This window comes from Ectothiorhodospira lacustris, from assembly GCF_022227785.1.
In the GTDB taxonomy this organism is placed as follows: domain Bacteria; phylum Pseudomonadota; class Gammaproteobacteria; order Ectothiorhodospirales; family Ectothiorhodospiraceae; genus Ectothiorhodospira; species Ectothiorhodospira lacustris.
The window spans coordinates 1-13,447 of the sequence record NZ_JAJNQM010000082.1; the positions used below are offsets into that span (position 1 = coordinate 1).

Consider the following 13,447-nt stretch of genomic DNA (forward strand, 5'->3'; position numbering starts at 1 on the left):
TCGGGTCATGGGGTGAGGGTCTCAGGGTGGGTGGGGGAGTTCGGCGTAAAGTGGGTGTCCTTTGGATTGGCAACGGAAGACCCCGGCGAAGGGCCGGGGTCTTGACTAGCCAATCCTAATCGGTATCTCAGTCAAAATCGATTCGAGATTACGGGCAACCAGGGATAGCTACGCCCCCATAATTCCCACCACCAATAGCGCAAGTGGTAAGCGTCCCTTCGTCACCAAGCGTCAGTGTAATTGTACCTCTTCCACTGCCGCTGGCTTCAATAGTGGCTCCTGAAGTGCCAGACGCAGCAACTGTGACGCCATCAACGTTATTCCCGCAATCTGCAACGCCGGTATTGGCGCCAGTCGTCTGAATTATCTCTGAAACGCAGGTCATAACCCCCCGCGCTGAGGAAAGATCAGCACCACCAGCCGCCCGATTCGAGTAGTTCTGATACGCCGGCAAAGCAATCGCCGCCAAAATACCAATAATCGCCACCACGATCATCAGTTCAATCAAAGTAAAACCCTTCTGGTTCTGCATCACAGCTCTCCGTTCATTTGGATGACAGTTCCAATAAAGCAAGCATGATGCCAACTCATATCCGCAGATGAATGGTACCAATCCCCTCTCACCCGGTATTCCGGCCCCGGCCCCTCTCAACCCTTGGCACAACCCAATAATGCCGACTAAAATGATCGGCATTATTTTTCAATGCCACACCCTTCCAGCGGGATTCCTCCACCCGCTAAACTCCATTCAATGGAGGACCCGCGCATGCCATCAATCACCCTGGAATCGGCCATCCAGCTGACCGGTCTAAGCAGAAGGACCCTCTGGCGGCGCATCGCCACCGGCACGGTAAGGCGCCTGGGCAGGACAGGAGGGCGAGGGCCGGGACATGCCAGGATCGAGCTGGAACTGATCCGCGGGGATATCCCCCTGCCGGATCTGGAAGACGAGGATCTTCAGGTCATCCAGCAGGCGGACGCCGGTGACCCCGCCGCCCGCCACGACGTGGCCCTGATGTTGATGGAGGCCGGATGCCAAGAGCTGGCCATCCACTGGCTGACAGCCGCCGCGAACCAGCAATACCCGGACGCCATGCACTGGCTGGGCCGCTGTCACATCACGGGGGAGGGGGTGCCCAGGGACGAGGCCTTGGGGCTCTCCTGGATCCGGCGCGCCGCCGAGCGTGGCCATCTGATCTCGTGTCGGCAGATGGAAACCCTGGGCTTGAACTGACCGTTGCCCCGTCCGGCCCGCCTCATCTTCCCAACACCGCCATTCGTCGAACTCCTGATCATTTCGAAGCAAAACTAGGGTCAAATGCCTAGGAAAGCACGATTAATCAGCGAGGTCCACACCATGAAGCCCCTCCGCCGCCGCCGGCCTGACGGCCATGGCCGTCAGGCCGGCTTCTCCCTGATCGAGGCCTTGGTGGCGCTTCTTTTGCTCAGTGTCGGTTTGCTGGGCCTCGCCGGCCTGCAACTGCTGGGCATGCAGAGTTCCCATTCCGCCTATCAAAGGACCGTGGCTACCGTGATCGCCATGGATGCCGGTGAACGGCTGTGGATCAGACTGGGACAGGACGGGACATTGGATACCACGACCGTGTCCGCGGTGGAGGAGGACTGGCTGGAGTTCTGGACCAACCCGGACCCCGTTGACGGGCGTGTTTCGCTGCCGGGTTTGTCGGCCAGCCAGATCACTGAAGCATCAGGGGGTAGGGTATATACCATCCTGGTCCGTTGGTCCGAGGAGCGACTGAATGAACCCGGCAGTGTCTCCAGCTTTGAATACGTGGTTCGGTTACCCCAGGAGATTATCCCATGAGCCGCGCTCTCATGACGGGTTTTCCCGCGCATCGGTCACACGGGCTGTCGCTCGTGGAATTGATGGTCGCCTTGTTGATTGGCCTGATCCTGTTGGCCGGTGTGATGAACGTTTTCCTGGGAAATCAGGTGTCCTACCGGGAGTCCCAGCGTCTTGCCCAGTTACAGGAGTCCATGGGGTACGCCGTGGATTTCGTAGCCCGGGATGTGCGTGGGGCCTCGAATGTGACGTGGGACGAGGATGCCGGTGTGCTTACGGTCACCCGGGATCGGGATGCCCAGCAGTGCAACGTCAGCGACGGTGACCAGGCGGTGGTGTATTTCGTCCAGGGCAATGCTCTGTTTTGTGGTGCCTCCACGGCAAACGCCGTGGCCCTGGTGCCTGCAGTGGCGGACGCCTCTCTGGACGTGACGCTGCTGCGGGCGGACCCTTCGGACGCCTCTTCTCCCATCATCGGTCTGTGGGTGGAAATGACCTTCCTGAGTCGGGCCACCCCCGGGGAAACGCCGCTCCCGCATAGTCTCGGCTTTCATGTTGCCCTGCGTAACGAGATCTTGAGACACATATATAACTGAATACACTCACTGGCCGCAGAGGTAAGGTGCCATGTCCAATGATTACCCAAGACAGCGGGGGGTTGCGCTGGTTGTCAGTCTGGTCCTGCTGGCGGTCGCTACCCTGGTCGGGGTGGCGACCCTGAACGGCAGTTTTCTGCAGGAGCGGGTGGCTGGCAACGAACGTCAAGCCGCCAATGCCTTCATGGCCGCCGAAACCGGCGTGAGCGAGGTGCTTGCGGTGCTGCTGGACCCTGGTTACACCCAGTGGAATGGGGCGGCGATCATGGACGCCGTCGGTGACGGGGTACATGCGGTTCCCGGCAACGGTGGCGCCAGCTGGTCGCTGGAGTCAGTGACGGTGACGAACACGGTCACTCTGGAAGTCCTGGGTATCGTGGCCAATACCGGGGCTCGGCGCACCCTGCACGTGGAGCTTGGCTTGCCCGGAGCGGGGGGACCCAATCCCGAATCGGCCTACACATGCTACGGCGCGGAGTGCCGTACCCGGACCGGCTCCAACAGCAACAATGCCATCTACTATGACGGCCGAGACTGGCAGACCCCCACTTCCAGTAACTGCACCGGGGCGGGTTGCAACGGCACCCTGACCAGTGAGCGGGATGGTGATGTTGCGGGGATCTACCTGGTGGGTAATAACGATCCCAACGCCATCGGTACGGGCAACCAAGACGGGGACAATCGCGCGGATCAGATTCAGGGCGACCCGCCGAGAAAGCAGACCGATGCCGCGACCACCGACAGTGGTGTGGGCGTGGATCAATGGAATGCCTATGCGGATGCCCTGATCGGCCGCCCAAGCACGGAGACCGTGACCGTGGGCGGCAACACGGTGGACATATCCAGCTTCCTGGGGGGGCGTGATGCCCCCAAGGTGCACCATATCACCGGTTCCGGGAGTATCCGCCTGGGAGGCAATGAGCATGGCGCCGGTGTGCTCATCATCTCCGGTGATATCGAAATTTTCCCCGCCAATGGCACTATCACCTTCGAGGGGCTGATCATCCTGCGCGACGGCGCTCGCCTGTCATCCGGTTCAGGCACCGCCAATATCTTCGGTTCCGTGATTTCCCTGACCGGCAACGAAAATGCGGTGGACGCGGACCTGGGGGGAAACTTCACCCTCAAGTACAGCTCGGCGGCTCTGGAGAATCTTCGCCAGCATGGACTCTGGGGGGGGAATGGTGGTCCGGTTCAGGTGCTGTCCTGGAAGGAAAAGTCCAGCTGATCATGTAGACCATGTAAGCACTGTATGTCGGGGGTAGGTCGGATTTGAAGGCGTCAGGCGGGTCCTGACGCCTTTTTGGTTTTGAGCAGCACAAGCCATACCGTGATTGATCAGCTCAGTGAAGCGATGATCAATGACGCTACCAGCAGTTGGCCCCTAGAGGGCCTGTGGCTCCCCGCACACCCGTATGGGTAAGGGTGAACTTGGTGCATTTGCTGTCCTTGGTCTGCGGGCTGCCAGTGGCCGGCGTGGCCTCCAAGGTGAAGGTGCTTTGGGTTTGCGTGGTGGCGCTGATGCTGTAATGACCGTCCTGCGATGTTGCCGGCACGGGGCAGCCAACATAAGTATTTTGCCGGGTGTAGCAACGTTCCAACTGCTGTGCGGTGATCAGTAGCGTGGTGGTGGCGTCGGTGCGGCGCGACTTGTTGACGTATTCGGTATAAGACGGGTAGGCAATCGAGGCGAGGATGCCGATGATCACCACTACGATCATGACCTCTATGAGGGTGAACCCCTTCTGCAACGACACATGGTGCATCTGCGGTATTCCTTATTCAGGCAAATAATCCAAAATCTGAATGTGGGTGACACTGATGGCATCACCCGACCCCGTGGTGAGATAGCTGATGTAGGTCCCCGGCCGGAGCTGCTCAAAGTGTGATCGACCGTCATCCAGGGCGGTGATCTTCAGATTGCTGCTCAGCCTGTAGACGGTTTCATCGATGATGATGCTGCCTCGGGCGATATCCACGGCGTTTATGTTCCCCACGATGCTGACCGGGTCTGCCAGGGTGGTGACCGGCAAGGCACCAAGCGCCGCGAGCAGCATGACCCGCAGGCCCTTGCCGATCCATGGCCCGCCGACGAGGCGGGCGTTGGTGGTGTTGTGCCAATCCATATCCGTTACCTCAGTTGTTGCCAGGACTGACGTCCGTGCATCCGGGGGTCTTCGACCGTGATCCGTCTGCCCTGACCGTCAAAGACATAGCCGGACACACTGATGGGGCGCTCTCCCGTGCCGAATTCAAGGCCGGTGGGGGGCGCGTTATTCCAGTGGTCGTCCGCGTCAAACTCGCCGTCTTCGTTCAAGTCAAAGATCACACGGTCCGGCCGTGATCCCGAAAACAGGTTCAGTTCCATCAGGAACCCCCTGCGGCCGGTGCCGCAGGGGTCTTCATCCGGGATCATGGTGGTGAAGCGCACCCGTTGCTCGTTGAAGCCGCGCGGCAGCGTCGGACCACTGATCACCCGTTCCCCCGTGATCCAACTCAGGTCGATGTACCAGCCCCGGTGGCTGGACTGGAGATCGTAGTCGGAGATCCGGCGAAGTGTGTAGCTCCTGCCCCCCGTGGTGTGGGAGCCTTGCGCGACGATTTCCTGCTTGAGGAGCTGGTTACGGCCGCTGATCAGGCTGTTGGTATCCACCAGGCCGTAGATCGTTTGTACCTGGTTGCCGGGGCTGCCGCCGTCCTCCACCCGGAAATAGCTGCCGGTGCCGAAGGCCACCATGATGTTGTCGCCGTCTTCGTCAAGGGCCAGCACGGGAGCCGAGGTGATGGGCTGAGGATTGCCGCCGGAGTCCTGGGCCGTGAACAGCTGGGTGGCGGACCACTGACCGGCGTTGTTGTGGCTGAGGTTGAATCGCCACAGGTTACCCTGCAAATCACCGGCATAGGCCCTGGTGGCCTTCAGGCTGCGGTCCGGCCAGTCGGTCCAGCGTGGCGCCCCCAGCCCGTTGGGCGAGCCGCCGCTACCCGTGCCGGTGCTGATCTTGCGGATCAGCTGGCCATCGCTGAGGCGAACGACAAAAAGCATCGCCTGGTGACTGTTGCTGTTGTAGCCGTTGCCGAAGATGGCGGCCCATTCACCGTTGCTACCGACGCGGGCGATGGTGGGCTGCCCCACGTTGTAACCCAGGTCATTGTCGGTGAATTCCCATAGCACCTTGGCGGGGCCGAAGCTTGACGGGTCGGTGACATCAAGCGCGAAGATGCTGCGCCCGCCCGCGCCCATGGTGCCCAGCAATATGGTCTTCCATTGGCCGCCGATCTGGGCCTCGTCGACATAGGCGGTTCCATCCACATAGAAGCGGTGACTGTATTCCGGGTCCATGAGGCGGGCCAGGGGTGAAAACGAGGTGTTCGGTTCGGGTTTCAGCAACTCGCCGGGGATAAAGGCAAACAACTCCTCCCCGGAGTCTGCATCGAAGGCGTGCAACATGCCGTCGTTGGCACCGGCATAGATCACCCGCGCCCGCTGTCTGAAGGCCGGTGCTCCCAGCAGACGGCTGAAGCCATTGTAGTGTTGTCCTATGAACTGGGGGTCCGAGTTGATGATGTCTCCCAGCAATCGGGCCGGTCCGGACTCGGAGCGGCTACGGAAGCTCTGGTGGGCCGTGTCATCGCCACGCAGCCAGGCTATCCGTTCGGCGGCGAGGTTGTCCTGAGTGCCGCTAGGGGTGTGGTTGAGGGCATTGATCTGAGCGGATGCCAGGGCGCCGGGTTGGAAAGAGATGCCCTGTCCGGCGTCATTGGTGGTGACGATGTTTCGAGCCGCATGCCCTTTGGCACGCAGCTTCTGTTCGGCGTCCCAGCAGGCCGGGCAGTTGCCGTCCAGGTTGCCGCCTTCGCCGATCTGTTTGGACGTCAGGCTGCCGGACCAGTCACCGGACCGAAAGCCGGTGGTGTAGAGCAGGGTATCTTCCTGCAGGACTGCCGAGCTGGCCGCGGCGGAGGTGGCGGAGCTTTCCACCCGTCCGATAAATTCCTCCAGCACCGCGGCCAGTTCGTCCGCAAAGGTTTTGGGGTCCGAGGCACTGAAAAAACCGCCGCGGCCATTGATGGCCGCGTGGAGCATGTCATCGATCTTGGCGGAGTCGGCGTCACTGGGGTGGGGATTGGGCCAGGGCGTGGACAGGGCCGAGTAGGGCGGCGTGGCTGCCTGGAAGGCTTGGTCCTTGTCGATGCTGCCTGACACCCCCAGTCCCACGGTATAGGTGACCATGTGCTGCCAGAAGGCCGGGTTGCGTTCGCTGACGGGGACCCGGTTGGGAAGGTCGGGGCGAAGGTCGTTTTTCCAGAACTTCATGGCGACGTCGGCCAGGGTGTTGCTATGGGTGTCGGAAAAAGGTGCCGAGACGGTATAGCCGCCGGCGACACCACCGGGGCCGGTCAGACTGGTGTTGCCGTCACCGTCCTGATTGCCCACGCCCGGTTCCGGACCGTTCCAGTAACCGTCGGACATGAGGAAGGCGGAGCTGTGGCGGCAGCTCAGGTCCTGGCCGCCACTCTGGCCCGGGGTGCTGCTCCAGGGGCCGCGATCATCGGTGCGCTCATAGTATTCGCCCACGCCCCTGAGGGCCATGCGCAGGGGCGTGCCGGCACCCGGGACTGCTCGGGTGTAGAGTGCATTGAAAAAGGCTTCCCGGTCACTGCCGGAAAAGGGCCGTACGCCGCTCACCACGGTGCGTGTGCTGATGCCATCGATGTTGCTGTAGCCCTTGTTGATCGCCCCGTAGCCTACCCGCAGGTTTTCCGGCTGGATGGCAAAGGCGGCGCCGATACCGCCGCGGGCGGCAAAGATGCGGCTTCGATGGTAACTGTACCAGTTGGCAAAATTCTGGATTTCTTCGGCATACGTGCAGGTGGCGCTGGCCGCACCGCTACAGTCGGTGCGACTTTGCCGCCCATGACCGGTGTAACTTTCCGTGGTGGAGCGGATTTCCACCCGAGTGTAGCTGTCTACGTTCGTCACCGAACCGCTGTTGTAGTGGTAGTAGAGTGCCGGGTAAAAGGTCTGGCTCGTATTGGTGTGGCCACCGTTGTTGTTGAGCCAGTTTGTGGTCTGGGTATTGTCCACCGTCAGGTTGCGCGTCCCGAATTCCGGAAACAGGGGGCGGTTAGGGGCCGCTGCCGGATCGGCGTTGGGCAGGGTGGTGCCATTCGCGTTGAACCAGGGCTTATAGGTGATGGCCGGGTTGTAGTAGACGGTGTTGTTGTGGGATGAGCGGAAATAGGCAGTGTTGCTGTTATGGGTGAAGCGGACGGTCCTTTGGTTGCTGTACTGCGGGCTGCCGCCGTGCAGGTTCTGCACCCGGGGGAAGGTCCACATGACGTATTGGCTGTTCAGATCGTTACCAAACGTCTTGGTCAGTTCATCCGGCATGGTTTCCCATTGCATCGATCCCGAGTCGTCGATGATGAAGACCACGTTGGGGTCGACGCTGGCGGTCAGAAACAGGGGGGCGTTGGCGATGTTGACCTGGGCGGCGGCGGGGAGCGCCGTGAACAGTGCCATGCCAAATCCCAGGAGTCCGGCGGACAGTGGGCGGGCTTGGGGCCGCCGTTGGAGGGGACTGGATGTCATCATTGGCAACTCCTGATTTCGTGCGTCCGGGGGTCACTAAGGTCTGCAGGGCCAGAGGCAGTAGCTCTGCACGATGGCGATGGCCGAATCCGTTCCGCCGACGCCACGGGACAAGACGGGATAATAGCTCAGGACACTGCCGGCCCCGGCGGCGCCCTCGCCGGCGATATCGACCGTGTATCCGCGCACCAGCCTCGGGGTGGACACCAGGTATCTAGGGTTTTGCGCAAGCTGGGGGGGGTCATTCATCGCGTAGATACCGGAATGCGTGACGCCATCCCAGTTCCTGGGGTCGTTCGGTGTCGCCGTGCCTTCGGCGATCAGCATGTTGGCACCCTCGTCCAGCCAGCGTTCACCGGCCCGCAAGGCGGCCTCGCTGGCCTGAAAGGCCAGGCTGCGGTCTCTCAAATTGCCGGCCATGCGTTCCTGGAGTGTCGTCTGCTGGAGCGCGGAGACGCCCACCATGGTCATGAGCAGCAGAAAGACCAGGGCGATGATGAGAGCCGAGCCTTGTTGGCATGGCGCGCTCTTCAGGGGATGGCCGGTCATGGGGCGACCTCAGCGCAGTCGGTTGCGAATGGCGATGGTGGTGGTGGCCACCTGTCTGACTCGTCGGTCCTCGGCGGTGAAGGCCGCACCATTAAAATAGACGGTTTGAGCCGCGTCGAGGGTATTGTCGGCCGAGGATGCCAGCAGGAGGCTGATGCGTATGCTCAGGACGTTGGGCCAATCATCCGTGGCGGTGACCTGATCCGCGGTCCGGTAAAGGTTGATCACGCCGTTTCGGTTGGTGTCCACACCGTATTGAATCTGCATGTTTTCGACCCCGGTGACCAGCTCTTCCACTTGACCGGGAAATGTCCGTCGCCAGAGTGCATTCAGGGCCGGGACGGCATCACTTTGGCTGATGAAAAACGTGGTCTGAAGGAAGGACATGACGTCGGCGCCTTCTTCGTAGACCTTGGACAGGAAGTTGGTGGTATTGCTTGACGAGGCGTGGGCGATAGTGATGGGCGAGGTGTTCTGGGAAACGTTGGTGGCCCTGAAAATATCCATGGACTCGCAGTCCGAGATGATCAGGATGTCTCCGGCCTTCCACTGCCCCACGTTGCTTTCAAGCTTGGCGTTGGCATTGGCCACCTTTTCCTCGATGAGGCGTCCGACGGGAATACGACCGCCGGTCATGATCAGCAGGTCCGTCCCCTCGGTCACGACACGGCCGCCGAGGGTGGTGCCGGCGGAGACGTTGTCGAGCCCGTCCAGCACCTGATCGACGTCAAAGACCACGGAGCCGGCCGGGCTGGCGATGATGTTGACATTGAGGTTTTCGTTGGCTCTTACGCAGCCCACGAAGCCGGCCATGCGTACGGCGTGGCTGATCTCGTCGGTGGCAAAACGGGCGTTTTCCTGAATCACGGACAGCTGTTGCTGGAGGCGGTAGGTCTGCTGGGTGCCCAGGAATAGCTGGATGATTCCGGCGGTGATGATGAGGGCGATGACCATGGCCACCATCAGTTCGACCAGGGAAAGCCCGGTTTCACGGCGTGCGCAAGGAGGCAGGCTGGCGATGTCGGGTCTGTCCATGGCTAAAACAGCCTCGTGCTGAACTCGAACTGCTGAAGGAAGTCGGCGTTCTGGTCTTCCCGTTCATTCCATTGGATGTGAACGGTGACCGTGTCTCCGGCCCGGATGATGGCGCCGTCCCCCCGAGGCAAGAGGCAGGCCAGCAGGTTTCGCCATTCTTCCAGATCGTCGGAGGCCGGCGCGGTACCGGAAGGGGTGAAGTCCGTATCGCAGTTCGGGTTGCCGGAAAAACCGGATTCGTAGGCGCCGGTCAGGTTGGCGCGCATGCGCTCGGTGATGTCGTAGGCCAGGAAGGTTGCCTGGGAGCGAAGCTGGGCATCGTGATTGAAGCGGATGGCGGTGGCTTGCAGACCGGCAAGTCCCAGCAAGCCGATGGCGAGGACCAGAACCGCGACCATGGCTTCGATCAGGGTGTAGCCTTGTTGCGGTGGGGGAGGGAAAGATGTGGTGCGACGGCATTCCATTTGCGACTCCCCTTCGGTGATCAACAAGATCCAGAGGTAACGCTGGAGCGTCCCGTATTGTGAATTTCCAGGGTCCGGCGCATGCCGGCCTTTCCGGATGGGCATCCCTGGGGTTTGATTTCCAGACTGATCACCCCGGCCGGTTCTGTCTTGGCGCCACGGCCATCAAAGCGGATGGCTGCCTGGCTGCCGGGGGTGACCGTCATGTTTTTCATTGCCGGGAACTGCCGCAATATGTCCGTATCGGTGCAGTTTGCTCCCAAATGCACGCACCAGCCGTTGGCAAAATTATTGCCGGTGGCGGTCACGGAAACCTGGCCCCCGCGCTTGATGGCTTCGCTGCGTGCCAGGGCGAAGGCGGATACCAGTTCATTGGTCTGTGTGGTGACCCGGTTGCTCTGGATCATCTGGGTGAAACCAGGCACTGCCACCGTTGCCAGGATGGCGGCCACGGCCAGGGTGACCATCAACTCGACAAGTGTGAATCCGTTGGCTCTGTTCATGGCATAGAGTCTAGACGGGTATCGGGCCGCAGTCGCTGCCGGGTCGATGAACGGAATCTTTGGGGGAATAATCGGGACTGCGGTTTTGGGCAATGCTTTGATTGTAAAGGGAAGCGACGCATTCTTTTGGAAGGATGAACAGCCAGAATGCATGAAAAGGGCCCCTGTTTCAGGGGCCCGATCTTTGGTTTACCTGGTCTGGCGAAAGGAGTGAGGGCTACTCCTTCATTCAAACATCATCCGCGCAGGTGGCAGACTCGCCAAACGGACTGGGATTTCCAGGCGGGCTGGGTGAATCTTCGTCCGCATCTTCAGCCAGGATCGGCAGCCTGAATCTGACGATTTCGATGGATTCCGTGCCGGTCACAACGGCTCTGGCGCGCATTTCCACATCTACCCAGCGGGCAAATTGCTGGAAATAGACCACGTCAAAGTCTGCAAACCCCGTGGCATCGGTTCTTAGGTTCAACTGGGAAAACGTGACGACATTGCCCGGATCAAGTCTGCCGTTGTTGTTGAAATCCTCACCTGGATCGAGGATGCCGTTGCGGTTTTGGTCTTCATTTTCACACCCAGGAATCGTGGTAATGACTTGATTCCAGGGCAAGGCCGGGGCCGGCTTTTCCCAATAGCCTTTGTAGTACCGTACCGGCCAGATCTCTATGGTCACATCGGCATTGGCGACAGGGGCGCCTGAAACATCGGTGATGAGTACCCCATAGGGTTTGGCGTATCTGACACTGTCGGGTTTTGCGATCACATTACCCGTGCCAAGGGTGATGAACAGGGATTTCTGGGCCGTGGTCAGTCTCACGATCTGTTCAACGGATGGGGTGTCATCCACCCAGGCCCTGATTTCAATCCCGTCCGTGGTGCTGGAGGTAGTGCCGGCCGTATAGGTGGTGGAGGCACGACCAAAGGCGTCGGTCACGGCGGCGGCCGGGGAGATGCTGCCGCCGGTGATATCCGTCAGATTGAATCTGACCAGCTTGTTTTTCACCAAGTTGCCGTCGGGGTCTCTGATGACGGCGATGATCTCGCTCTGTTCGGTATCCTGACCCTCCAGATTGGTTGAGAGTACCGCAGGTTCGGCCTGCAGCGTCATGGTGGCCGCCTGGGTGGCCACGAAGAGCAACTCCCTGCGCGCCTCGGGTCCGCCCACGGTCGTGGCCGTGATGATCGATGGGCCTGAACTGGTAGATCTGATCTCGATGATGGCTTCACCATTGACGTTGGTGGTGACTTCCGCCGGACTCACCAGGAAGGTACCTCGCGTGGCGGTGAATCTGACCACCTGCCCAGCCACCGGAGTGGGGGGGCTGCCCGTTTCCCAGCGAACGGTCAGTGCCTGATTGGTGCCGATGGGGATTTCTGCATTGGCATCCGGACTCAGGAAGGTGAGGGTGTCGGTGGAAACGTCCAGCGTGAACTGTGAGGTGGCACCTTCACCGGTGACGGTAATGCTGTCATTACCGCCCTGATCCGCAACGATCTGGACGGTGGCTTGGCCATTGCTGCCGGTAACCGGGTTGGGGGTCAGAACCGTGTTCCCTGTAGCGGACGTTACCGTCAATGCGGCATTGGGAATGGCTCTCCCGGCCGAATCTCTCAGGGCCAGGGTCAGGTTGACGGTTTCACCCACGATGACGGATGACGTCGGTCCCGTGATGGTGATGGTTGTACCCGTAACCCGAATCTGCGTGCTGGAGGTCACGGAGCCCACACTGGCGGTGGCCGTGACGGTCCGGTTGGATTTGTCCTGGAGCGTACGCAATTGAGCCTGTGCCGTACCGGATTCATCGGTGATGCCCCGGATGACCTGGATTGCGGTATCGCTATCCGCCGAGAAGGTGACCCGCACGTCTTCCATGAGTACGTTGTTGGCGTCGCGGACGAAGGCCGTCAGGGTGACCGGTTGGTCTCCCGCCGAGGCCAACTGGGGGGTGTTGCTGAGCAGGACGATGCTGCTGACGACCGGGTCCGAGGGATCACCGCCGCCTCCGTTTTCTGGTGGCGTAATGCGCACGGTCCAGTTACCGCCTTCAACGATGCGCAGGAGGTACCAGCCCCGAGGCAGCGTCACATACTCCCAGGCAAAACCATCGCCCGTTTCGCTATACAAGGTGTCGATGAAATTACCATTTTCATCCAGTAGCTCAACCGTGAAGCCAGCATTCCCTATGTGGCGTAGATCAAAAACGTATTGACCTTCAGAGCTAACCTGGAAGGGAATAATAGCGGGGCCAGTGCCATTGAAAGCGTTATCTTCGTTGCTTATGGCGATTGACGTGGCTTTGAAGTCGAGTCCACCTTCAGCATCGCGAAGCCGGATAATGAAGTTGAAAATGCCTGATGTGGTGGGTGTGCCACTGATGTTGCCATTAGCGGGGTTGAGGGTCAGGCCAAGCGGCAAGCCTCCTTCCTGTATGGCCCAGTCGTAGGGGCGCACGCCACCAGTACCCTCAAGGGTGGCAGCGTAGAATTCACCCTCTTTACCCGTTGGTAGTGTTGGTGATGCGCCGATAATGGGCGCAGCTGGTGTGCTGACGGTAATCAACATCGGCAGATAGGTTACCCCTTCATTTTGGTCCTCGATGCGAACAATAAAGTGATAAATGCCGGCGTTGATCGGTGCGCCGCTGATGGTCCCATTGCTGGCGTTTAATGTCAGTCCTGTGGGCAGGGATCCCGATTCTAGATTCCAACTATAAGGAGCCTGTCCTCCTGTTACATCGATCTGACCCGCATATTGCTTGTTAACTACACCAGAAGGTAGCTCAGAAGTAATGATCTGAGGGGAATCTGGTGTATTGACCAAGATAGTTAGCACTTGGAAAGCGGTTGCATTGTTTCCTTCACCCGTAACACCGACAACGAAGTTGAAGGTTCCCGTGGTCGTGGGT

Annotated in this window: 13 protein-coding genes; 4 read left to right on the top strand and 9 right to left on the bottom strand. The window is 60.2% G+C overall.

Translation table 11 applies throughout. The features are described 5' to 3' along the window. Positions 1-148 precede the first annotated feature (148 nt). Positions 149-532, bottom strand: a complete 384-nt coding sequence (locus LQ952_RS13315; RefSeq protein WP_238623117.1) for a pilin — start codon at positions 530-532, stop codon at positions 149-151. Between the two features lie 234 nt (positions 533-766). On the opposite strand from LQ952_RS13315, the gene LQ952_RS13320 reads away from it, so the two are divergent. The 4 genes from LQ952_RS13320 to LQ952_RS13335 all read left to right on the top strand — a co-directional run bounded on the left by LQ952_RS13320 (position 767) and on the right by LQ952_RS13335 (position 3,628). Beyond that, positions 767-1,234 carry an SEL1-like repeat protein gene (locus LQ952_RS13320; RefSeq protein WP_238623118.1) on the top strand — a complete coding sequence of 156 codons (468 nt, stop codon included), beginning with the start codon at positions 767-769 and terminating at the stop codon, positions 1,232-1,234. A gap of 123 nt (positions 1,235-1,357) precedes the next feature. Beyond that, positions 1,358-1,825: a type IV pilus modification protein PilV gene (gene pilV / locus LQ952_RS13325; protein ID WP_238623119.1), complete on the top strand. Its 468-nt coding sequence runs from the start codon at positions 1,358-1,360 to the stop codon at positions 1,823-1,825. Continuing rightward, positions 1,822-2,400 (top strand): PilW family protein, encoded by a 579-nt coding sequence (locus LQ952_RS13330; protein ID WP_238623120.1) that lies wholly within the window; start codon positions 1,822-1,824, stop codon positions 2,398-2,400. Before pilV (LQ952_RS13325) ends, LQ952_RS13330 begins: the two co-directional genes overlap by 4 nt. A 31-nt stretch (positions 2,401-2,431) precedes the next feature. Further along, positions 2,432-3,628: a pilus assembly PilX family protein gene (locus LQ952_RS13335; RefSeq protein WP_238623121.1), complete on the top strand. Its 1,197-nt coding sequence runs from the start codon at positions 2,432-2,434 to the stop codon at positions 3,626-3,628. A gap of 139 nt (positions 3,629-3,767) precedes the next feature. Here LQ952_RS13335 and LQ952_RS15940 read toward each other — a convergent pair whose 3' ends face one another. The 8 genes from LQ952_RS15940 to LQ952_RS13380 form a co-directional block, all read right to left on the bottom strand. Next, positions 3,768-4,166, bottom strand: a complete 399-nt coding sequence (locus tag LQ952_RS15940; protein ID WP_274522023.1) for a type IV pilin protein — start codon at positions 4,164-4,166, stop codon at positions 3,768-3,770. Between the two features lie 12 nt (positions 4,167-4,178). Then, the gene (locus LQ952_RS13350) at positions 4,179-4,526 is read right to left on the bottom strand and encodes a PilY2 family type 4a fimbrial biogenesis protein (RefSeq protein ID WP_238623122.1); all 348 of its coding nucleotides are present in this window, start codon (positions 4,524-4,526) and stop codon (positions 4,179-4,181) included. A gap of 5 nt (positions 4,527-4,531) precedes the next feature. After that, a complete protein-coding gene (locus LQ952_RS13355; RefSeq protein WP_238623123.1) occupies positions 4,532-7,924 on the bottom strand; it encodes a pilus assembly protein in 3,393 nt (1,130 codons plus the stop codon). Between the two features lie 105 nt (positions 7,925-8,029). After that, entirely contained in the window at positions 8,030-8,542 is a 513-nt protein-coding gene (locus tag LQ952_RS13360; RefSeq protein ID WP_238623124.1) for a pilus assembly PilX family protein, read from the bottom strand. Between the two features lie 9 nt (positions 8,543-8,551). Next, positions 8,552-9,577 carry a PilW family protein gene (locus tag LQ952_RS13365; RefSeq protein WP_238623125.1) on the bottom strand — a complete coding sequence of 342 codons (1,026 nt, stop codon included), beginning with the start codon at positions 9,575-9,577 and terminating at the stop codon, positions 8,552-8,554. A 2-nt stretch (positions 9,578-9,579) separates the two neighbouring features. Next, complete coding sequence (pilV, locus tag LQ952_RS13370) at positions 9,580-10,041, bottom strand: type IV pilus modification protein PilV (protein WP_238623126.1); 462 nt, start codon at positions 10,039-10,041, stop codon at positions 9,580-9,582. Between the two features lie 20 nt (positions 10,042-10,061). Next, complete coding sequence (locus tag LQ952_RS13375) at positions 10,062-10,697, bottom strand: GspH/FimT family pseudopilin (RefSeq protein ID WP_238623127.1); 636 nt, start codon at positions 10,695-10,697, stop codon at positions 10,062-10,064. Between the two features lie 76 nt (positions 10,698-10,773). Beyond that, a partial coding sequence (locus tag LQ952_RS13380; RefSeq protein ID WP_238623128.1) for an Ig-like domain-containing protein occupies positions 10,774-13,447 on the bottom strand: 2,674 nt, incomplete at its 5' end.